This window comes from Pseudomonas sp. C9-3, assembly GCF_032392015.1.
GTDB lineage: Bacteria > Pseudomonadota > Gammaproteobacteria > Pseudomonadales > Pseudomonadaceae > Pseudomonas > Pseudomonas nitroreducens.
In genome coordinates this window covers 3,906,146-3,927,273 of the sequence record NZ_CP135919.1, presented here as the reverse complement: position 1 = coordinate 3,927,273, position 21,128 = coordinate 3,906,146, and the positions used below count along the sequence as shown (strand labels likewise).

Sequence of the window (21,128 nt, the reverse complement as noted above, 5' to 3'; positions counted from 1 at the left end):
CGCGAGTGCGGCCAGAAGATGGGCAAGCATACCGCGCTCGATTACTACACCCTTAGGGCGTCCGGTAGTACCCGAGGTGTAGATGACGTAAGCGGCGAGCGAGGTTGCGGTGGTGGGGTTGAACAACGAAGGGCGCAGTTCGGATGCTGGCATCGCACCGTCGAGCAGGTCTTCGATCAGCAACACCGGGCAGTCGAAGGTCGCCCGCACGTGGGGCGCGGTGGCTGCGTCGGCGATGACGGCATCCAGCTGCGCGTCTGTGGCCATGAAGCGCAAGCGTTCCTCGGGCATCAGTGGGTCCAGCGGTACGTAACCTGCACCGGAGGCCAGCGTACCCAGTATGGCCGGGATGACTCGCGCTCCCCGGTTCAGGCAGATGCCGACCAACCCCGTCGACATCGTGTTCGCCGCAAGGCGTTCGGCAATATGCGCCGCTCCGATTGCCAGCTCGGCATAGGTGAAGTGGACATCCTCGTCTTTCACCGCGAGGTGCTCGGGATGTCGTTGGCTGATTTCATCGAAGCAGGCGAGCACATCGCGCGGTTCGTGGGGCAGCGCTGCGCCCAGGGACCAGGTCTGGCGTAGGGCGTCGAGGGCGTCGGTGTCGAAGCACAATTGGCCGATTTCGATGTCGAGTTGCTCATCCAAGCGGGACAGGAAGGCGACGTAGTGTTCCAGGGCGATGCTCAAGCCCTGCGCGGCCTGAGGATGACGAAGATGAACGTCGAGCCCGATGTTCTCTTCCAGGCGCAGGAGGATGGCCGTGTCCTGGTATTCGAGGTGGTGGCACAGCGACGTGATCAGTTGGCCTTGCAGGTCATCCAGGTGCAGGGCGTTGTGGGGCAGGTAATCGCGTTCGCACAGGATGGTGGTGGCAATGCTGTAGTCCGGATGCAGGCGTTTGAGCTCTTCGAGTATGTCGCCCGCGGGAATGTTGGCGTGAAAATCGGCCATAGCGGAGCGAGCTGCGGCGTGCAAAAGGAACTGGCGTAGAGGTATGGAATCATCGAAATCGCTGCGAACGAAGCGCAGCCTCTCGTCATGGCCAATCTGCCCCAGGGTCTTTTGCCTGCCCCGTATGTTGTGTGCGGTGATCACCACGGACTGCCGTGCCAGCTTCTGCAGCAGCACGTGCAGGCAGGCCTGCAGGAGGAACTCGATGCTGACTCCGAGCGCCTGTGCCCGATTGCGCAGCGAGTTGCTCAAGGCAGACCCCAGCGGCACGAAGAAGCTGGCGTCGCCGGCGGTGCCTTCCAAGCGGGGAGGTTGCCACACGAAGGCTCCGTCGCCGAGTTCGCGTACCCAGAATGCCAGATCGCTACGCCATTGTTCCGGTTCCAGGGAGGTGCCTTCGGCCTCCAGCAGGGCTTGCTGATCCAGGCCAAGCTCGCCATCGAGCGTGGCGCCGGCGTAGACCTGCGATAGGGCGACGAACAGCGGCTCCAGGGAACAACGGTCCAACAGTCCCGGGTGGCAGACGAACACGAGATGACTCGTCGTCTCGCCGCGTAGCAGGGTCATTGACCAGGGGGCTCCCACATCCATGCGCAGTGGCTGTGAGCAGAGCGTGTTGATCATGCTCAGAATGCTCGCTTCGTCGGTGCTGCCCACCTCGATTACGTCTAGCTGTGCCAGGGCTTGGTCATGCAGGAGATAGCGCGAGCCGGCTTCGGCATGGAGGATTCGCCAGCGCAATGGCCGACAGTGTCGGGCGAGCAGCGCCAGCGAGTGTTCAAGACGCCGAGCGTCGGGGCGGCCGGCCAAGCGATAGACGACGCAGCGATTGCAGTGAGCGATAGAGTCCCGGGCCGCTCGCACCTGCGTGCGGGTGAGTGGCAATACATCAAGTGTCATGACGACTAACCTCGTTGTTTCATGAGATCGGCACGAGTGAGTCCAGTGTGCGAGGTGACTCTTCTGGCCTCCGTGCTTCAGCTCAGCCAATATCAGGGATCGCGTGCGCAGATGCCTTGGTATCTCTGGGAATAAATGAGCGGAATTCGCAAACTGGACAATGCGTCGGACTTCGGACGGACGCTGGGGGGGCGGGGGAGAGTTGGCGAACCGACACGCTGACCGGCAGTCATAGGCCGCGCTCGGAGGGGGGGCAGACATCGAGCTGCGATGCCAGGCCGAGGCGGCGGCAAAGGCTCGTTGCCGGAGGTGGCAGATCGTCGCCGCTGTCGGTCTGAATGCTGGCTCGGCAGAAACGTTTTATTCAGTAAAGTCTTTTATATCAGCTTCTTATAGGTTTAATTCGTTCATGGCATAGGGTTTGCTAGATCCATTCCAGCACCGCCGGGAATCCGACCCGGCACTGGAGGAATGCCTTGGACAGAATGCTGTATGTCGCCATGAGCGGAGCGAGCCAGAACACCCTGGCCATGCAGGCTCACGCCAACAACCTGGCGAACATTTCCACGAGCGGTTTTCGTCGCGACTTCGAACAGGCGCGCGCGATGCCGGTCTTCGGTGACAGCTTTCCGGCGCGCGTCTACGCCATGAGCGAGCGCCCGGCCACCGACTTCACCGCCGGCGCCCTGCAGGAAACCGGCCGTGACCTCGATGTCGCCGCCAAGGGCGATGCCTGGATCGCCGTGCAGGCGCCCGATGGCGGCGAAGCCTACGTGCGCACCGGCAGCTTGGAAATCGACGCCCTCGGCCAGCTGCGCACCGGCAACGGCATGCCGGTGATCGGCAATGGCGGGCCGATTGCCGTGCCGCCGGAAGAGAAGATCGAGATCGGCGACGACGGCACCATCACCGTCCGGGGCCTGGGCAACCAGCCCAATGCACTGGCCACCGTCGACCGCATCAAGCTGGTCACTCCCGATCCCAAGCAACTGGAGAAGGGCGCCGATGGCCTGATCCGCCTGAAGGCCGGGCAACCCGCGCCGCAGGCCGATGCCAACGCCAGCCTGCAGTCCGGCGTGCTGGAAGCCAGCAACGTCAATGCCGTCGAAGAGATGACCTCGATCCTGGCGCTGTCCCGCCAGTTCGAACTGCACGTAAAGATGATGCGCACCGCCGAGGATGACTCCCAGGCCATGGCGCGTGTTTTGCAATTCAGCTGATAACACCTGATTACCCGTTCGAGGCGCCATGAATCCGGCGCCCGAGGAGAGAAAACATGCTTCCGGCACTTTGGGTCAGCAAGACCGGTCTGTCCGCCCAGGACATGAACCTGACGACCATCTCGAACAACCTGGCGAACGTGTCCACCACGGGCTTCAAGCGTGACCGCGCGGAGTTCCAGGACCTGCTCTACCAGATCAAGCGGCAGCCCGGCGCCAACACCACCCAGGACAACCAGTTGCCCTCGGGCCTGCAACTGGGTACCGGTGTGCGCATCGTCGGCACCCAGAAGAACTTCACCGCCGGCAGCCTGCAGACCACCGACAACCCGCTGGACATGGCCATCAACGGCCGTGGCTTCCTGCAGGTGCTGACCCCGGACGGCACCGTCGCGTACACCCGTGACGGCAGCTTCCACTTGAACTCCGACGGCCAGATCGTCACCTCCAACGGCAACGCCCTGGAGCCGGCCATCGTCGTCCCGGCGGAAACCCAGACCTTCACCGTCGGCAACGACGGCACCGTCTCGGTCACCGTCGCTGGCAACGCCACGCCGCAGATCATCGGCAACATCCAGACCGCCGACTTCATCAACCCGGCGGGCCTGCAGGCCACCGGCAACAACCTGTTCCTGGAGACCGCCGCCAGCGGCGCGCCGCAGGTTGGCACCCCCGGCCTGAACGGCCTGGGCACCGTGCTGCAGAACACCCTGGAGAACTCCAACGTCAGCGTGGTGGAGGAGATGGTGAACATGATCACCACCCAGCGCGCCTACGAGATGAACTCCAAGGTGATCTCGACCGCCGACCAGATGCTCTCGTTCGTCACCCAGAACCTTTAACGACCGGCTGCGCGTCGGCCATGCGGCGTTGAAATCGAATTAGGAATGCTCATTGGCTGGAGCCAACTCCGCTTCCAAATTCGATTTCGCCTTGCCTGACCTAGCTCGCGCGGTCGTGAGACAAACCGGCCCTTGGGCCAACACGTAGTCGCTCTCCCCGAGAGGTAGCTGTAGATGAACCGTTCCCACCTCCTTCCGCTGCTGGCCATCGCCGCGTTGGCAGGGTGCGTGAGCCCGCCGCCCAAACCGGACGACCCCTATTACGCGCCGGTGCTGCCGCGCACGCCCGCGCCGGCTGCGCAGAACAACGGGTCGATCTACCAGGCCGGGTTCGAGAACAACCTCTACGGCGACCGCAAGGCCTTCCGCGTGGGTGACATCATCACCATTACCCTCAACGAGAAGACCCAGGCGAGCAAGAAGGCCAGTTCGGACATCTCCAAGGACAGCAAGAACAAGCTCGGCCTGACCTCGATGTTCGGCAGCAGCCTGACCACCAACAACCCGGTGGGCAGCGGTGACCTGAGCCTCTCCGCCGAGTATTCGGGCAACCGCGAGAGCAAGGGCGACAGCCAGGCCGGGCAGAGCAACAGCCTGACCGGTTCGATCACCGTCACCGTCGCCGACGTCATGCCCAACGGCATCATCGCCGTGCGCGGCGAAAAGTGGATGACCCTGAACACCGGCAACGAGCTGGTGCGCATCGCCGGCCTGGTCCGCGCCGACGACATCGCCACCGACAACACCGTGCCGTCCACCCGCGTGGCCGACGCGCGCATCACCTACTCGGGCACCGGTGCGTTCGCCGATGCGAGCCAGCCGGGCTGGTTCGATCGCTTCTTCCTCAGCCCGCTGTTCCCGTTCTGAGGGTGATGACGATGATGGCCTCTGGAAAAACGTTGGTAGCGATCGCGGACAAAGTCCGCTCCTACGTCATGGTGGTGTTCTGTGTAGTGGTCATGGTGCCGGTTGCTCACGCCGAGCGGCTGAAAGACATCGCCACCATCCAGGGCGTGCGCAACAACCAGCTGATCGGCTACGGCCTGGTCGTCGGCCTCAATGGCACGGGCGACCAGACCACCCAGACGCCCTTCACCCTGCAGACCTTCAACAACATGCTGGCGCAGTTCGGCATCAAGGTCCCGGCCGGTTCGGGCAACGTGCAGCTGAAGAACGTCGCGGCGGTGTCCATCCATGCCGACCTGCCGCCGTTCGCCAAGCCGGGCCAGGCCATCGACGTCACCGTCTCCTCCATCGGCAACGCCAAGAGCCTGCGCGGCGGCAGCCTGCTGATGACCCAGCTCAAGGGTATCGACGGCCAGACCTACGCCATCGCCCAGGGCAACCTCGTGGTCGGCGGCTTCGATGCCGAGGGCCGCGATGGCTCCAAGATCACCGTCAACGTTCCGTCGGCCGGCCGCATACCGGCGGGCGCCACGGTTGAACGTGCCGTGCCGAGCGGCTTCGACCAGGGCAACAGCCTGACCCTGAACCTCAACCGCCCGGACTTCACCACCGCCAAGCACATCGTCGACCGCATCAACGAACTGCTCGGCCCGGGCGTCGCCCAGGCGGTGGACGGCGGCTCGGTGCGCGTGAGTGCGCCGCTGGATCCGAACCAGCGCGTGGACTACATGTCGGTGCTGGAAAACCTCGACGTGCAGGCCGGCGAAGCCGTAGCCAAGGTCATCATCAACTCGCGTACCGGCACCATCGTGATCGGCCAGAACGTGCGCGTGTCGCCGGCCGCCGTGACCCACGGCAGCCTGACCGTGACCATCACCGAAGACCCCATCGTCAGCCAGCCCGGCCCGTTCTCCAACGGCCAGACCGCCGTGGTCCCGCGTTCGCGGGTGAACGCCGACCAGGAAGCCAAGCCGATGTTCAAGTTCGGCCCGGGCACCACGCTGGATGAAATCGTCCGCGCCGTTAACCAGGTGGGCGCCGCGCCCAGCGACCTGATGGCGATCCTCGAAGCCCTGAAACAGGCCGGCGCACTGCAAGCCGACCTGATCGTGATCTGAGGACGCCGACGTGGACGCCAGACTGCTTTCCTCCAGCACTTCCAGCACCGACAGCGGGTCCTACACCGACCTCAATCGCCTGTCGGCGATGAAGACCGGTTCGGCCCGCGACAGTGCCGGCAACATCCGCAAGGTCGCCCAGGAATTCGAATCGCTGTTCATGAACGAGATGCTCAAGTCCATGCGCTCGGCCAACGAGGTGTTCGCCAAGGACAACCCGATGAACAGCGAGGCCTCCAAGCAGTACCAGGACATGTACGACCACCAGCTGTCGGTGTCGCTGGCCACCCAGGGCCATGGCATCGGCCTGGCCGACGTGCTGGTCAAGCAGATGGAAAAGATGCAGGGCGTGCGCCACACCGGCAACAACCCGTTCGCCCAGGCAGGCGCCCAGGCCTCTGCCGACGCGACGCCGAGCGCGACGGCCACCGCAGCCGCCTCCGACCGCCAGAAAACCCGCAGCCTGTGGTCGTCCAACGGCAAGGACCTGCCCCAGCCCGAAGCCGGCCGCGATGATCGCCAGGCCCTGAACTCGCGTCGCCTGGCACTGCCGGGCAAGCTCGCCCAGCGCATCGCCGCCGGTATCGTGCCGGGCGCCGACAGCGGCAACGTCGTGGCTTCCAGCGCCGGCCAGCCGGCGCAGCTGGCCAGCAACGACTGGCGTGCCAACCGCGCCTACACGCAGCAGATCGACACCCGCGTGCCGGTCGCAGACGTCGACACCTCGGCCATCTCCACCAAGCCGGGCAAGTCGATGTTCGCCTCCGCCGACGACTTCATCAGCACCATGCTGCCCATGGCCGAGCGCGCCGCCAAGCGCATCGGCGTCGACCCGCGCTACCTGGTGGCCCAGGCCGCGCTGGAAACCGGCTGGGGCAAGAAGATGATCGCCCAGCGCGACGGCAGCAGCAGCCACAACCTGTTCGGCATCAAGAGCGGCTCCAGCTGGAAGGGCGATTCCGCCCGCGCCACCACGACCGAATTCGAGAACGGCAAGCAGGTCCGGGAGGTGGCGTCGTTCCGCGCCTACAACTCCTTCGAGCAGAGCTTCCAGGATTACGTGAGCTTCCTGCAGAACAACGACCGCTACCAGGGCGCGCTGGATTCCGCCGCGCGCCCGGACCAATTCATGAAGGAGTTGCAACGCGCCGGCTACGCCACCGACCCGCAGTACGCACGGAAGGTGAACCAGATCGCCAAGCAGATGCAGGTCTACCAGACCGTGGCGATGGCCGACGCCCCGACCCGCGCCCTTTGATGCCCACCTCAAGGGAACGCTCTAAGGAAAGCCCATGAGCCTACTATCCATCGGACTGTCCGGACTCAATGCCTCGCAAGCGGCACTGAGCACCACCGGCAACAACATCACCAACGTCAACACGGCCGGCTACACCCGCCAGTCGACGTCGCAGGTGACCTCTGCCGAGCAGTTCGCCGGGCAGTACTACGTCGGCACCGGCACCACGGTGCAGGACGTGCGCCGGATGTACAGCGAGTTCCTGGCCAACCAGTTGCGCGGCGCCACCTCGGTGGACAGCGATGCGCAGACCTACCTGTCCCAGGTCAACCAGATCGACTCGCTGCTGTCGGACAGCACCACCGGCCTGTCCAAGGTCATGCAGAATTTCTTCGCCTCGCTGCAGACCGCCTCGGCCACGCCGACCGACGCCGCGTCGCGCCAACTGGTGCTGACCCAGGCCAGTAACCTGGCGCAGCGTTTCAACTCGATCTCCACCCAGCTGGGCACCCAGAACAGCTACGTCAACACGCAGATGGACAGTCTGGCCGGGCAGGTCAGCGACCTGGCCAAGACCATCGCCCAGTACAACCAGGCGATCATCGCGGCCGAGGCCGGTGGCGCCAGCGCCAACGACCTGCAGGACAAGCGCGACCAGGCGGTGCTGCAGCTCTCGGGCATGATCGGCGTCAGCGTGGTCAAGCAGGGCAGCAGCCTCAACCTTTACCTGGGCTCCGGGCAGCCGCTGGTGGTGGGCGCCAATTCCTCCACCCTGACGGCCGGCCCGAGCGCCAACAACCCGTCGCAGTTCAGCCTGAGCCTGAGTTCCGGCAGCTCGACCATGGACGTCACCTCGGTGGTTACCGGCGGCCAGATGGGCGGCCTGCTGCGCTACCGCAGCGATGTGCTGGACAGCACCCAGAACGAACTGGGGCGCATGGCGATCGTTCTCGCCGATACCTTCAACAGCCAACTGGCCCAGGGCCTGGACCTCAATGGCAACTTCGGCGCGCAGCTGTTCAAGGACATCAACGACGCCAGCGTGATCGGCAACCGCAGCCTGGCCAACACCCACAACACCGGCACCGGCAACCTCAACGTCAACATCACCGACAGCGGCGCGCTGACCACCAGTGACTACGAGGTGACCTTCACCTCCGCCACCGGCTATACCATCAAGCGTTCCTCCGATGGCACGGTGCTGGGCAGCGGTGACCTGACCGACAACCCGCCGAAGGAATTCGACGGCTTCAGCATCAGCCAGCAGAGCGTCGGCACGGTGCAGGCTGGCGACCGCTTCACCGTGATCCCGACCCGCACCGCCGCGGCGGACATCTCGGTCACCATGACCGACTCCAACCGCCTGGCCTTCGCCTCGGCGGTGAGCGTCAGCACCACCACCGGCAACAAAGGCAGCGGCACCATCAGCGGCACCAGCCTGACCTCGCAGCTGGACTCGACCAACAGCGCGGCCATGTCGGCGGCAATCAAGGCTGGCCTGCCGGTCAAGCTGGTGTTCGACGCCGCCAGCGGCGGCACCCAGGGCTATACCATCTACGACTCGGCCGGCAATCCGCTGGGCACCGGCAACATCGTGCCGGGGCAGAGCAACGACCTCAGCATCACCGTGCCGGGCACGCCGTCGTTCACCTTCGAGACCACCATCGCCGGTTATCCGGGGCAGGGCGACAGCTTCTCCGTGGCCTTCAACAGCGACGGCGACGCCGACAACACCAACGCGCAGAAGCTGATTGACCTGCAGAGTGCCAAGACCGTTGGCAGCGGTACCGGCAGTGGTAGCGGCATGAGCCTGACCGGCGCATACAGCAGCCTGACGGAGACCGTTGGCGCCACCGCCAACCAGGCCAAGCTCGACGCCACCGCTACCGAGGCGGTGCTGACCCAGGCACAAGGCACGCGCGATTCGCTGTCGGCGGTGAACCTCGATGAGGAAGCGGCCAACCTGGTCAAGTTCCAGCAGTACTACACGGCCTCCGCGCAGGTCATCAAGACCGCGCAGACGCTCTTCGACACTTTGATCAACAACATCTGAGGAGGCCGAAATGGTAGTGCGAATTTCCACCCCGCAGATCTTCAACTCCAATATCGACAACTACAACCGCGGCTATGCAACCCTGTCCAAGCTGCAGGAGCAGATCTCCAGCGGCACGCGCATCCAGACGCCCGCCGACGACCCCGTCGGCGCCGCGCGCCTGCTGCAACTGGAACAGCAGCAGGCGCTGCTGACCCAGTACAGCGGCAACATGACCAGCGCGACCAACAGCCTGAACCAGGAACAGAGCGTCCTCGACTCCATCACCACTGCCTTGCAGCGCGCCCGCGAACTGACGCTGCGCGCCGGCGACGGCTCGATGACCGACGAAGACCGCGGCGCCATCAGCGATGAACTGGGCGCGATCCAGAACCAGCTGCTGACCCTGATGAACAGCAAGGACGCCAGCGGCAACTACCTGTTCTCCGGCAGCAAGAGCACCGTGCAGCCGTTCGTGCAGAACGCCGACGGCAGCTTCAGCTACCAGGGCGACCAGAGCACGCTCAAGCTGCAGATATCCGACAGCCTGCAGATGTCGACCAACGACAATGGCTGGAGCATCTTCGAGATGGCCGCCAACGCCAGTCGCACCATCAGCTCGGTGACCAGCAACCCGAGCACCGACGGCACCCAGCGCGTGTTCCTGTCCCAGGGGACCGTCACCAGCGACAGCCAGTACAACGCCAGCTTCCGCGACGGCGCGCCGTACACCCTGAAAGTGCTCAGCGGCACGCAGTACCAGATCCTCGACAAGGACGGCAACGACGTCACCAGCGAGGCCACCACCAACGGTACCTACGACGCCACGTCCACCGACAGCAACGCCATCAACTTCCGTGGCTCGCAGTTCCAGCTCGACGTTTCGCTGCCTTCCAGCGACGACGCCAGCAACATGGACAGCCTGGTCGGCGGCTACAGCTTCAGCTTCGGCACAGCGCCGGACAGCCTGTCGATCAAGCGCAATGCCACCAACACTTCGACCGCGCAGATCACCTCGGCCGCGGTGAGCAACAACACCGCCTATACCACGCAGTTCCCCAGCAGCGGCGTGCAGCTCAAGTTCACCAGCGCCACCGCCTACGAGGTCTATGCGCTGCCCACCAGCCAGGGCGCCACGCCTTTGTCCACCGGCACGCTGGGCGCGACCTTCCCGCAGACCGTGACCGTCGCCGGCGTGGACATGAGCATCAGCGCGGCCCCCGCAGCCGGAGACCAGTTCAGCGTCACCGCCAGCTCGCCGGAGCGGCAGAACATCCTCAACACCATCGGCGACCTGCGCAAGGCGCTGGATACCTCGACGGCCGGCGACCCGCAGGCGCAGCTGAACATCCGCAACATGGTGGCCACTGCACTGACCAACCTGGACAAGGCGAGCGACCAGGTGCTCGCGACCCAGTCGTCGATCGGCGCACGGCTCAACACCATCGACGTGCTGACCCAGGAAAACCAGAGCCTGGCCCTGACCAACACCACCACCCAATCCTCGATCCGCGACACCGACATGGCCGCGGCGACGTCGCAGCTGGTGTTGCAGCAGACCATGCTCGAAGCGGCCCAGGCCGCGTTTGCGCGGATCAGCCAGCTCAGCCTGTTCAACAAACTCTGATTCATCCGGCCCGCCGATAAAGGCGGGCACTCACTTCGGAAGACATGCACATGGGCGATATCGACTTCAGTTCCAAGGGCCGCCAGTTGATCGAGATGTACGGGCAGATGGCCCGCGAAGGCTACGATCGCAGCGATGAGCAGCACGTCGAGGTGGCCTTCAGCGACTTCGAGTTGCGCCCGTTCCGCCCGCAGATCCGCGAGATTCTGCAGGGGCACGGCATCCGCAATGTCCTGGACTACGGCTGCGGCGGTTCGGACTGGACCATGCCCGGCTTCGACGACAATGGCCAGTCGGCGGTGCAGTACTTCAATCTCGAATCGGTCTTCCGCTACGAGCCGGCGCGCGGCATCGACGAGCGTCGGAAAGTCGACTGCGTGGTGTCCTTCGACGTGCTCGAACACATCTTCGTCGCCGATGTGCCCAAGGTGCTGCGCGACATCTACTCCTGTGCAGACCGGCTGGTAATCCTCAACGTCGCCTGCTATCCGGCGCAGGCGCTGCTGCCCAACGGCGAGAACGCCCATATCACCGTACGCCAGCCGCTGTGGTGGAAGGGCATGGTCGATTGCATCACGCCTGAATTCCCCAACGTGACCACCTGCCTGATCTGCTCCACCGCCTGGCGCCAGGCCACCGGTTTCCCGCAATGGAGCGGCAACGGCTGGCAAGCCAGCGAGACGTTCGTCATCGCCAACTGATCGGCTCCTGATCGACAAGAAAAAGCCTCCCTTGCGGAGGCTTTTCATGTCAGTGCGAGCGGCTCCGGCAGGAGAAAGGGGACGCCCGGCCCTTGTCCGCGAAATCCTTCGCGGAGGATTGCTGATCCTTCGGCAGATACTCGAGCTCGCCGCATCCCCCTGTGGGAGCGAGCTTGCTCGCGAACAGATTTCGGCGGCAAAGGAACTGGGCGGTTCGCGAGCAAGCTCGCTCCTACAAACACCCCCAAAGGCCAAAGAAAAAGCCCGGCAAACGCCGGACTTTTTTTATCACAGCGATGAGTCAGTCCAGTCGCTTGAACACGCAGAAGCCACGGTGATGGACCTTGTCGTCCAGCAGTTGGCCCTGGTACAGCAGGAAGAAGCCCTGCTCGTAGAAGTGCCGCACGTTGGCGAAGAACTTGGTGTCGTTCATCTTCAGGTCGTTGCTCTCGATGACCACGATGCCGCCGGGCTTGAGCAGGCTTTTCAGGTCGGCAACATAGTCGGGCATCGGCTTGCCGATCCACACGTGCACGGCGAATGAGAAGATCACGTCGAACAGGTCCGGTTCGCTGGCGCGCAGGTCTTCATAGGTGCAAGTGCGGAATTCGCAGTTCTTCACCTCATGGTATTGCGCCAGGCGCTCGGCGATACGGATCAGCGAGTCGTTGTTGTCGAAGCCCAGGTAGCTGCCGACTTTCTGTGCCACTTCAATACCGAAGCAGCCGATGTTGCAGCCGATGTCCAGCACACGGTCGGTGGGCGAGAGCCATTTTTCCAGCGCATAGCGCTCCATCCGGAACAGCGTCGGGCGGGCGCCGGGCAGGTCCCAGCCTTCGTGGCCCTGGTACAGCTCCTTGTTGGCGCCGAATACCTGGGACTGCGAGAAGAAGTTCTCGTGCACGTCCAGCTTGCAGTCGCGCCATTGGCTGTCTTCCGGCGCGGCGTCGGGGCTGCGCAGGTAGCAGAGCACGTCGTTGCCATCCACCAGGTTGAGCTGTTCGCGCAGGTTGTGCTCGGCCCAGACTTCCAGCACATCCGGCGAGGAAGGCACGGCGGCGCGGCGGATCAGCACCGGCGCATGGCGGCCCTCGAACTGCAGGAAGCCCTGGTAGTAGAAGTAGCCCATGCGGATATAAGGCACCTGCTCGTATGGCGCGGGGTAAACGATGCCGTTGCCGGACTCGAAGAACAGGGGGGCGATCTTCTGCACCAGGTCCTTCGGATCGAACAGCGCCTGCAGGTTCAGGGTGCCGGACTCGATACGCTGCCAGCCGGTGACCGCCAGCAGGTCGTCACGCTGGCTCGGGTTCTGCTCCATGATCGCCTTGGCGCCGGGCGGGCCGCCGGCGGTGGCGGCGTTGCTCGAGCGGGCGAAGACACGGGCCTTGCCGAAGAAGCTGCTGGCCTCGGCCTGGCGCATGCCCTGGAGCATTTCCAGCTGGGCCAGCAGGTCGGCGGTGTCGGCGCGCTTCTCGTAGGTGGAGAGGCTGGCCAGCCAGTGATAGGCCTCTTCCAGGTGACCCTGGAACAGCGCCAGGGTGGCCAGGGTGTTGCGCACTTCGAAGTCTTCCGCGTCGATTTGCACGGCGAGGTGCAGGTACGGATGGGCTTCGTCGTAACGGCGCAGGCGCACCAGCAGGCGGCCGAGCAGGCTGTTCACTGCGGCGTTGTCCGGCACGGCACGCTGGATGTGCAGCAGGTGTTCGAGCGCTTCATCGTTGTGCTGGCCGAGCTCGCCCAGGGCGATGGCCAGGCTCAGGCGCACCGGCAGGTCGTCCGGGCGTTCGCCGTGCAACTCGCGGAAGGCGGCGACGGCCTGTTCACGCTGACCGCTTTGTTGCAGTTGCTGAGCCTGGGCAATGCGGGCTTCAAAAGGTTGGGACACTGTGGTTCTCCTCCAAGCGGAGTCGCTGGCGATCAGGGATGGCGGGCGCCACACGGGCGGGCCGGTTGAAAGAAGTTGGCGGCAGCGGTGTTCATATCACCCCGCTTCCGCGCATGCGTTGCACGGCCTGCTCCAGGGCTTCGCCCCAGCGGCCCAGCTCGCGGTTGCGGATCAGTTGTACGGACGGATACCAATAGCTGGTTGCATCGTCGACACCCCAGCGCCAGTTCGGGTTGAGCTGGAGCAGCACGAAGGTCGGCACGCCCAGCGCGCCGGCCAGGTGGACAGTGGTGTTGTCGATGCTCAGCACGGCGTCCAGCGCGGCAAGCTGGCTGGCCTGGGCATCCATGTCCTTGAGTGGATTGACGGCGGCGTCATGGTGGATGTGCAGGCCGAGGCTTTCGGCCTCGGCACGTTCCGGATCGGTATTGCCGTACTGCAGGTTGATGAGCTGGACGTTGTCCAGCTTCGCCAGTTGTGCCAGCTCCTGCATCTCGATGCGACGGCTCTGCATGTCGTTGGCCGTGTCGGTGCCGCCACGCCAGGAAATCCCTACCAGGCGCTTGCCGGGGAACAGTTGCTGGTACTCGGCACGCTTGGCCCGGGTCAGTTGCTCGTCGGCCTTGAGGTAGGCGCGGGTGCCGGCGAAGGAAGCGAGGGTAGGGCGCAGGAATTCGCCCAGGCTGCCCATGGGAATCTGGTAGTCGCTGCGCGGCCAGGTCTGCCGGTGCATCATGCGTTGGCCGTTGTGGACCTGGCCGGTGCTTTCGCGCTGGATGATGGAGAGGCCCGGCAGGCTGCGGTGCAGCAGGGGGTAGAGACGGTCATAGGTCTCGACATGCACCTGGCCGCCCAGCTTGAGCAGGTCCGGCAGCATGCTGGCGAACATGACGTGATCGCCGATGCCCTGTTCGGCCCAGACCAGAAGCGTCTTGCCCTCCAGTGGCTCGCCACGCCAGCGCGGCGTGTTGAACTCCTGGTGATGCTCCTTCAGTGAGGTCTTCCAGCGCGCATCGTAGTTTGGCCAGGCCACATCGAATTGCTTGAAGCGCAGCTGCAGCAGCGACAGGTTGTTATGCGTGCCCGAATGCTCCGGTGCTTTCTGCAGCATCTGTTCATAGAGGCGGTAGGCCTCCTGATAACGGCCTACCTGCTCCAGGGACAGGGCGAGGTTGAACGGGCCGTAATAGTAGTTGGGCGTCAGTTCTACCGTCAGTTGATGGCAGGCGACGCTGTCGTGGTAGCGGCCGCATTCGAAGTACAACGTGCCCAGCAGGCCAAGCAGGCTGCTCTGCTGCCATGGCTCCAGCGGCTTCTCCAGTGCCTGGGTATAGAGGGCTTCCGCTTCGTCGAAGCGTTTGCGCAGGCTCAGCGCAGCGCCGTACAGCGCCATGCGCGGCAAACTTGGCGAGGCCTTGTACCAGCGCTCGGCGCGCTCGAGATTCTTGATGAACAGCCGATGGGTTCGCATCGTGTCGAGCAGCTCTTCATCGACCTTGGGGTCTGTGCTCATGTCCAGCGCTCGCTCGGCCCAGGGCTCCGCCGATTGCGGGTCCTGCAGTTCCAGGTGCAGGCGGGCGATCTTCGCGTGGACCATCGCCGTGTTCGGCGCCAGTTTCGCCAGGGCTTCATACAGACGGATCTGCTCGCCGCGATCTTCACGGTCTTCGGCAACCTGCAGCGCCTGGCTGAGGCGCTGGATCTCGGATTGGAGCTTGTGGTTGGACATGCGGAACCTGCTGGTGACGGAGCTTTGGCGCGTGCGAGGGGGCTTTGCAAGAACGAGGCCAGCCGGGGGCTGCAGAGCGTTCTGAAGAAAACTCGAAAAAAAAGTTAAAGCCCATCCGACTTGGGACGATAACCCTAACGAAGGTTCTCCACGCCATTTCGAATCAATCGGGCAGGGAGGCCACTTAGCCCTAACACGAGGAATTCGTCATGGCTCTTACCGTCAACACCAACATCGCCTCGCTGTCGGTTCAAAAGAACCTGACCAAGGCCGCCAACAACCTGAACACTTCGATGACCCGTCTGTCCACCGGCCTGCGTATCAACAGCGCCAAGGACGACGCCGCCGGCTCGCAGATCTCCAACCGTCTGACCAGCCAGGTCAACGGCCTGAACGTAGCTGTGAAGAACGCCCAGGATGCTAACTCCATCGCCCAGGCCGCCGAAGGCGCCCTGCAGGAGTCCACCAACATCCTGCAGCGTATGCGTGAACTGTCCCTGCAGTCCGCCAACGGCTCCAACAGCAGCGAAGACCAGACCTCGCTGAACCAGGAGTTCAAGTCGCTGACCGCTGAACTGACCCGTATCTCCAAGACCACCACCTTCGGTGGCGGCACCTCCGGTATCAAGCTGCTCGACGGCACCGCCGGCACCAACGGCACCCTGACCTTCCAGGTCGGCGCCAACGCCAACGAAACCGTCAGCTTCACCCTGAGCGACATGAGCGCCACCGCGCTGAAAGGCTCCTCGCAACTGGCTTCCGCCAGCCTGGACCTGTCCACCGTGCTTTCCGGCACCGGTGGCGTTGCAGCCACCGCCGGCTCGATCACCGTCAACGGTACCCAGGTCAGCTACGCCAAGGGCGCCAGCGCCAACGACATCGTCTCGGCGATCAACACCAACATCAGCGGCGTAGCGGCAGTAGCCGGCGCGGCTGGCAGCGGCGGCACCACCACCTCCATCTCGCTGACTTCCGGCAAGGACTTCACCGCAGGTGTGGGCACTGGCGCCGGCAGCGCGCACGCCGTGGTCACCTCGAACTCCACCATCCAGGCGCTGGACATCGCGACCGCCAAAGGTGCCCAATCGGCCACCCAGGTGATCGACGCCGCCCTGAAGCAGATCGACAGCCAGCGTTCCTCGCTGGGTGCCATCCAGAACCGTCTGGACAGCACCATCTCGAACCTGCAGAACGTGTCCGAGAACGCCACCGCTGCACGCAGCACCATCCAGGACGTGGACTTCGCCGCAGAAACCGCGGAGATGACCAAGCAGCAGACCCTGCAACAGGCCGCCACCGCGGTTCTGGCCCAGGCCAACCAGCTGCCTTCCGCTGTCCTGAAGCTGCTCCAGTAAGGGGTTGCCGAAAGGCAAAAAACGGAAAGGAAGGGCGCCCGGCGCCCTTCCTTGCTTTGCATTCGGAGGGTAACACCTGATGGATACCAGCCTCGGAATCAACAACCCGCGTCCGGTCGACAGCGCCGTCGCAGGCAGCAAGCCGGTCAGCGGCAACAGCTTGCCGCAGGGCGCCAAGGAATCGCCGGCCAGCAACAAGGCTCGCAGCCTGAACGAAGCCGTCAGCCGGCTGCGTGAACAGGCCCAGTCGGTGCAACGCAACCTGGAGTTTTCGGTGGACGACGCCAGCGGCGAAACCGTCGTGAAGGTCGTGGCCTCCGATACTGGCGAGGTCATACGCCAGATTCCTTCGGAAGTTGCACTCAAGTTGGCAGAAAGCCTGAAGGAAGCGGGTAATCTGTTGTTCAGCGAACGCGCCTGATCTCTTTAGATTAGAGATCCTTGGCGCGATTCTTGAATGAAGCGTTACCAGACGCAGGCGGCACTCTGAGAACCGCCAGAAAATTGGACAGGAGGGTAGGCAAATGGCCGGGACTTCGATCAACGGTGTAGGGTCGGGATACGACATCGACTCCATCGTGACCGCTTTGGTCAATGCGCAGAAGGCGCCAAAGTCGAATCAGATCGCCAACCAGAAGACCGCCACCAACACCACGCTCTCCGGTGTCGGTTCGCTCAAGAGCGCCCTGTCGACTTTCCAGACCGCCCTGGGCAAGCTCAACGACCCCGACTCCAATGCCTTCGCCGGCCTCGCCGTCAAAAGCTCCAATACCGACGCGCTGACCGCGACCCTGGGCACCGGCGCTTCCGCCGGCACCTACAACATCGAAGTACAGAACCTGGCGACCAGCTCCAAGGTGGCTACCCAGTACGTCGACAAGTCCGCTTCCTTCGGGGCCGGCAGCCTGACCATCAGCCAGGGCAGCAGCACCTACAAGGTCAACGTCAAGGCCGGCGCCAGCCTTACGGACATTCGCGACAGCATCAACAGCCAGCTCAAGGACAGCGGTTTCACCGCCAACATCATCACCGACTCGAACGGCCCGCGCCTGGTGCTGGGCTCCAGCGTCACCGGTGCTGGCAGTGACATCAGCGTCACGACCACCGGCGATAGCAGCCTGTCGGTCCTGGCTATCGACGGTGCCAACACCAAGGCTTCCGCCACGGCCGGCGGCTACGTCGACAAACCGGCGATGAATGCCAACTACACCATCGACGGGCTGGAAATGAGCAGCTCGGTGAACAAGATTTCCAGCGCCATCAGCGGCGTGGAATTCAGCCTGGTGGCCGAGGGCAAATCCACCCTCAGCGTCAATACCAACACCGACGGCCTGAAGAGTTCCGTGCAGTCGTTCGTCGATGCCTACAACGCGTTGATGACCAGCATCAACTCGCTGACCAAGGTCACCACCACCACGGATTCCAGCGGCAATCCGACCACGTCGGCTGCCTCGCTGGCCAGTGACTCGATGACCCGCAATCTGCTCAACACCCTGCGCACCCAACTGGTTGGTTCCTCCACTGATGGTGGCAGCATCAAGCTGCTCTCCCAGTTGGGCGTCACCACCAAGAACGACGGTACGCTGGAGGTCGATAGCGAGAAGCTCGACAAGGCCCTGGAGAAAAACTTCTCCTCGGTGCAGGGCTTCTTCACCGGTGATGGCGGCCTGCTCTCGCGCATGAGCAACAGCATGGACCTGTACACCAAGACCAACGGCCTGATCGACCAGCGCCAGTCTGCGCTCAACGACACCCTGAGCGACCTGGCTGACCAGTCCACCAAGCTGGATACCCGCATGACCAAGCTGACCGAAACGCTCATGGCCAAGTACACCGCCATGGACACCCTGGTCGCCCAGCTCAATGCCACCAAGTCCAGTGTGCTGACCACGCTCAACGCGCTGAACAAGACCAGCAGCTCCGACAGCTGATTCCTGAGCAACCCGCCGCTCTGCGGCGGGTTGCGGGGCCGTACGCCCGTGCAGATTTTTGCCTAAAGGTTTTCCCGCCAGCGCCGATACTTTGAATATCGACGATTTGATCGTTCAGCGAATCAAGGGGAAATCAGATGAACGCTTCGGCAGCGCTGCGCCAGTACCAGAATGTGAACAACCAGTCGCAGGTGCACGACGCCTCTCCCCATCGTCTGATCCAGATGCTGATGGAAGGTGGCCTGAGCCGCATCGCCCAGGCGCGCGGCTCGATGGAGCGCGAGCAGTTCGCCCAGAAGGGCATGCTGATCGCCAAGGCCACTGCGATCATCGCCGGCCTGCGCGAAGCGCTGAACTTCGAGGCGGGTGGCGAGGTGGCGGAAAACTATGCCAACCTTTACGACTACATGAGCCGTCGCCTGGGCGACGCCAACCGCAGCAACGAAGTGCAAGTGCTCGACGAAGTCTCGGGTCTGCTGCGCACCATCAAGGAAGGCTGGGACGCCATCGCTCCGTGATTGCGGCCTGCCAGGAGATACCGAACATGACTCTCGCCGTCCAGCAGATCGAACAGACCCGCCTCGCTCTCGGGGCCGCACTGGCCCAGGAAGACTGGGAAGCGGTCGCCCAGCTCGACCTTCAGTGTCGCGAGCACGTCGATGCCGCGATGGTCGAGCCGATGGACGATGACAGCGAGCTCAAGCGCAGCCTGGAAGGATTGCTGGTGCTCTACCGCGAACTGGTCCAGGCTGTCACCCGGCAGCGCGAAGACGTGGCCAGCGAGATCGTCCGCGTCAACCGCTCCCACCAGGGCGCCAAGGTCTACCAGATGTTCGGCTGATCCATTCGGATCGGCTTTCTTCAGGCGGTGATCGGTCAGGTACCGGTGGCCGCCTTCTGCGCTTCGAACTACCCTCCAGTTCGATTGCCATGACAAGGATCAACACCCTTCGTCGGGCTGCATCAAAAAAAACACGCCATAAATTTGACTCGAGCCACAATTTTGACTTAACTAGTGGCCAAATGCTGGCTAGCACGAGGAATTTGTGCTGTGGCCAGATCGTGTCAGCCGCCGTACGACGGCCTTCAAGCCCGGGATGACAAGCTAAGATGTGGCGCGAAACGAAAATCCTCGTGATCGATGACAACCAGGACCGCTGCCGGGACCTCTCGGTGATCATCAGCTTCCTGGGTGAAGACCAGCTCTCCTGCAGCAGCCGTGACTGGCGGCAGACCGTCGACCCGCTGCCCAACGGCAGCCGCGACGTGCTCTGCGTGCTGGTTGGTGCCGTGGAAAGCAAGGGCGGGGCGCTGGAGCTGCTCAAGCAGTTAGCCGCCTGGGACGAATACCTGCCCGTGCTGCTGATGGGCGAGCCGGTGCCCAACGAATGGCCCGAGGAACTGCGCCGCCGCGTGCTGGCCAGCCTCGAGATGCCGCCCAGCTACAACAAGCTGCTCGACTCCCTGCACCGCGCCCAGGTCTATCGCGAGATGTACGACCAGGCCCGTGAACGCGGTCGTCAGCGCGAACCCAATCTGTTCCGCAGCCTGGTGGGCACCAGCCGTGCCATCCAGCAGGTGCGGCAGATGATGCAGCAGGTCGCCGATACCGATGCCAGCGTGCTGATTCTCGGCGAATCCGGCACCGGCAAGGAGGTGGTGGCGCGCAACCTGCACTACCACTCCAAGCGTCGTGATGCGCCATTCGTGCCGGTCAACTGCGGCGCGATTCCGGCGGAGTTGCTGGAAAGCGAACTGTTCGGCCACGAGAAGGGCGCGTTCACCGGCGCCATCACCACGCGTGCGGGCCGCTTCGAGCTGGCCAACGGCGGCACGCTGTTCCTCGACGAGATCGGCGACATGCCGCTGCCGATGCAGGTCAAGCTGCTGCGTGTGTTGCAGGAGCGCACCTTCGAGCGCGTGGGCAGCAACAAGACGCAGAACGTGGACGTGCGCATCATCGCCGCGACCCACAAGAACCTCGAGAAGATGATCGAGGACGGCAGCTTCCGCGAGGACCTGTACTACCGCCTCAACGTCTTCCCCATCGAGATGGCCCCGCTGCGCGAGCGCGTCGAGGACATCCCGCTGCTGATGAACGAGCTCATCTCGCGCATGGAGCACGAGAAGCGCGGTTCGATCCGCTTCAACTCGGCCGCCATCATGTCGCTCTGCCGTCACGACTGGCCGGGCAACGTGCGCGAGCTCGCCAACCTCGTCGAGCGTCTGGCGATCATGCATCCCTACGGCGTGATCGGAGTGGGCGAGCTGCCGAAGAAATTCCGTCACGTCGACGACGAGGACGAGCAACTGGCGACCAGCCTGCGCGAGGAACTGGAAGAGCGCGCGGCGATCACCGCCGGCCTGCCGGGCCTGGACTCGCCGGCCATGCTGCCGGCCGAGGGCATCGACCTGAAGGACTACCTGGCCAACCTGGAACAGGGATTGATCCAGCAGGCGCTGGACGACGCCAGTGGTGTAGTCGCCCGTGCCGCCGAACGCCTGCGCATCCGCCGGACCACCCTGGTGGAGAAAATGCGCAAGTACGGCATGAGCCGCCGCGAAGAGGAAATGGCGGAGGATTGACGCCTCCGTCACACTCGTTTTTTCAAGTCATTGAAATATAACGAGTAATTTTTAGGCACGCGGTTTGCTAAGACTCATCCGACCGACAGATTCACGCCGTCG

At 63.8% G+C, this 21,128-nt stretch carries 16 protein-coding genes and 1 pseudogene; 14 read left to right on the top strand and 3 right to left on the bottom strand.

The window, feature by feature from the left end:
- Nucleotides 1–12: 12 nt before the first annotated feature.
- Nucleotides 13–1,854 (bottom strand): annotated as a pseudogene (locus tag RS899_RS30870) (AMP-binding protein); the annotation flags it as partial.
- A 476-nt stretch (nucleotides 1,855–2,330) separates the two neighbouring features.
- On the opposite strand from RS899_RS30870, the gene flgF reads away from it, so the two are divergent.
- The 8 genes from flgF (at nucleotide 2,331) to RS899_RS17745 (ending at nucleotide 11,537) form a co-directional block, all read left to right on the top strand.
- On the top strand, nucleotides 2,331–3,074 hold the full coding sequence (gene flgF, locus RS899_RS17780; RefSeq protein ID WP_024764917.1) for a flagellar basal-body rod protein FlgF: 744 nt from the start codon (nucleotides 2,331–2,333) through the stop codon (nucleotides 3,072–3,074).
- Nucleotides 3,075–3,130: 56 nt separating this feature from the next.
- Nucleotides 3,131–3,916, top strand: coding sequence for a flagellar basal-body rod protein FlgG (gene flgG / locus RS899_RS17775; protein WP_024764918.1), 786 nt, complete (start codon nucleotides 3,131–3,133; stop codon nucleotides 3,914–3,916).
- A gap of 174 nt (nucleotides 3,917–4,090) precedes the next feature.
- Nucleotides 4,091–4,783 carry a flagellar basal body L-ring protein FlgH gene (gene flgH / locus RS899_RS17770; RefSeq protein ID WP_037014602.1) on the top strand — a complete coding sequence of 231 codons (693 nt, stop codon included), beginning with the start codon at nucleotides 4,091–4,093 and terminating at the stop codon, nucleotides 4,781–4,783.
- Nucleotides 4,784–4,851: 68 nt separating this feature from the next.
- On the top strand, nucleotides 4,852–5,940 hold the full coding sequence (locus RS899_RS17765) for a flagellar basal body P-ring protein FlgI (RefSeq protein WP_409978088.1): 1,089 nt from the start codon (nucleotides 4,852–4,854) through the stop codon (nucleotides 5,938–5,940).
- A 10-nt stretch (nucleotides 5,941–5,950) separates the two neighbouring features.
- Nucleotides 5,951–7,198 carry a flagellar assembly peptidoglycan hydrolase FlgJ gene (flgJ, locus tag RS899_RS17760; protein ID WP_315807708.1) on the top strand — a complete coding sequence of 416 codons (1,248 nt, stop codon included), beginning with the start codon at nucleotides 5,951–5,953 and terminating at the stop codon, nucleotides 7,196–7,198.
- 34 nt (nucleotides 7,199–7,232) lie between these two features.
- Nucleotides 7,233–9,230, top strand: a complete 1,998-nt coding sequence (gene flgK / locus RS899_RS17755) for a flagellar hook-associated protein FlgK (protein WP_315807707.1) — start codon at nucleotides 7,233–7,235, stop codon at nucleotides 9,228–9,230.
- A 10-nt stretch (nucleotides 9,231–9,240) separates the two neighbouring features.
- Complete coding sequence (locus RS899_RS17750) at nucleotides 9,241–10,836, top strand: flagellar hook-associated protein 3 (RefSeq protein ID WP_267919108.1); 1,596 nt, start codon at nucleotides 9,241–9,243, stop codon at nucleotides 10,834–10,836.
- A 50-nt stretch (nucleotides 10,837–10,886) separates the two neighbouring features.
- Nucleotides 10,887–11,537, top strand: coding sequence for a hypothetical protein (locus RS899_RS17745; RefSeq protein WP_024764923.1), 651 nt, complete (start codon nucleotides 10,887–10,889; stop codon nucleotides 11,535–11,537).
- A 301-nt stretch (nucleotides 11,538–11,838) separates the two neighbouring features.
- Here the strand turns inward: RS899_RS17745 and RS899_RS17740 are convergent, their stop codons facing one another.
- Nucleotides 11,839–13,425 (bottom strand): methyltransferase domain-containing protein, encoded by a 1,587-nt coding sequence (locus tag RS899_RS17740; protein ID WP_315807706.1) that lies wholly within the window; start codon nucleotides 13,423–13,425, stop codon nucleotides 11,839–11,841.
- Between the two features lie 91 nt (nucleotides 13,426–13,516).
- Complete coding sequence (locus RS899_RS17735; protein ID WP_315807705.1) at nucleotides 13,517–15,154, bottom strand: hypothetical protein; 1,638 nt, start codon at nucleotides 15,152–15,154, stop codon at nucleotides 13,517–13,519.
- 209 nt (nucleotides 15,155–15,363) lie between these two features.
- On the opposite strand from RS899_RS17735, the gene RS899_RS17730 reads away from it, so the two are divergent.
- The 6 genes from RS899_RS17730 to RS899_RS17705 all read left to right on the top strand — a co-directional run bounded on the left by RS899_RS17730 (nucleotide 15,364) and on the right by RS899_RS17705 (nucleotide 21,026).
- Nucleotides 15,364–16,509 carry a flagellin gene (locus tag RS899_RS17730; RefSeq protein ID WP_024764928.1) on the top strand — a complete coding sequence of 382 codons (1,146 nt, stop codon included), beginning with the start codon at nucleotides 15,364–15,366 and terminating at the stop codon, nucleotides 16,507–16,509.
- 79 nt (nucleotides 16,510–16,588) lie between these two features.
- Nucleotides 16,589–16,930 carry a flagellar protein FlaG gene (locus tag RS899_RS17725; protein ID WP_054907270.1) on the top strand — a complete coding sequence of 114 codons (342 nt, stop codon included), beginning with the start codon at nucleotides 16,589–16,591 and terminating at the stop codon, nucleotides 16,928–16,930.
- 103 nt (nucleotides 16,931–17,033) lie between these two features.
- Nucleotides 17,034–18,440: a flagellar filament capping protein FliD gene (fliD, locus tag RS899_RS17720; protein ID WP_054907271.1), complete on the top strand. Its 1,407-nt coding sequence runs from the start codon at nucleotides 17,034–17,036 to the stop codon at nucleotides 18,438–18,440.
- Nucleotides 18,441–18,577: 137 nt separating this feature from the next.
- A complete protein-coding gene (gene fliS, locus RS899_RS17715) occupies nucleotides 18,578–18,958 on the top strand; it encodes a flagellar export chaperone FliS (protein ID WP_024764930.1) in 381 nt (126 codons plus the stop codon).
- Between the two features lie 26 nt (nucleotides 18,959–18,984).
- Complete coding sequence (locus RS899_RS17710; protein WP_315807704.1) at nucleotides 18,985–19,281, top strand: flagellar protein FliT; 297 nt, start codon at nucleotides 18,985–18,987, stop codon at nucleotides 19,279–19,281.
- Nucleotides 19,282–19,550: 269 nt separating this feature from the next.
- On the top strand, nucleotides 19,551–21,026 hold the full coding sequence (locus RS899_RS17705) for a sigma-54 dependent transcriptional regulator (protein ID WP_054907273.1): 1,476 nt from the start codon (nucleotides 19,551–19,553) through the stop codon (nucleotides 21,024–21,026).
- Nucleotides 21,027–21,128: the final 102 nt, after the last annotated feature.

What these genes read in the sequence shown, in the direction of transcription:
- flgG (WP_024764918.1), top strand. Translation starts at nt 3,131, where the DNA reads ATGCTTCCGGCACTTTGGGTCAGCAAGACCGGTCTGTCCGCCCAGGAC.
- flgH (WP_037014602.1), top strand. Translation starts at nt 4,091, where the DNA reads ATGAACCGTTCCCACCTCCTTCCGCTGCTGGCCATCGCCGCGTTGGCA.
- RS899_RS17765 (WP_409978088.1), top strand. Translation starts at nt 4,852, where the DNA reads ATGGTGGTGTTCTGTGTAGTGGTCATGGTGCCGGTTGCTCACGCCGAG.
- flgK (WP_315807707.1), top strand. Translation starts at nt 7,233, where the DNA reads ATGAGCCTACTATCCATCGGACTGTCCGGACTCAATGCCTCGCAAGCG.
- RS899_RS17750 (WP_267919108.1), top strand. Translation starts at nt 9,241, where the DNA reads ATGGTAGTGCGAATTTCCACCCCGCAGATCTTCAACTCCAATATCGAC.
- RS899_RS17745 (WP_024764923.1), top strand. Translation starts at nt 10,887, where the DNA reads ATGGGCGATATCGACTTCAGTTCCAAGGGCCGCCAGTTGATCGAGATG.
- RS899_RS17735 (WP_315807705.1), bottom strand. Translation starts at nt 15,154, where the DNA reads ATGTCCAACCACAAGCTCCAATCCGAGATCCAGCGCCTCAGCCAGGCG.
- RS899_RS17730 (WP_024764928.1), top strand. Translation starts at nt 15,364, where the DNA reads ATGGCTCTTACCGTCAACACCAACATCGCCTCGCTGTCGGTTCAAAAG.
- RS899_RS17725 (WP_054907270.1), top strand. Translation starts at nt 16,589, where the DNA reads ATGGATACCAGCCTCGGAATCAACAACCCGCGTCCGGTCGACAGCGCC.
- fliD (WP_054907271.1), top strand. Translation starts at nt 17,034, where the DNA reads ATGGCCGGGACTTCGATCAACGGTGTAGGGTCGGGATACGACATCGAC.
- fliS (WP_024764930.1), top strand. Translation starts at nt 18,578, where the DNA reads ATGAACGCTTCGGCAGCGCTGCGCCAGTACCAGAATGTGAACAACCAG.
- RS899_RS17710 (WP_315807704.1), top strand. Translation starts at nt 18,985, where the DNA reads ATGACTCTCGCCGTCCAGCAGATCGAACAGACCCGCCTCGCTCTCGGG.
- RS899_RS17705 (WP_054907273.1), top strand. Translation starts at nt 19,551, where the DNA reads ATGTGGCGCGAAACGAAAATCCTCGTGATCGATGACAACCAGGACCGC.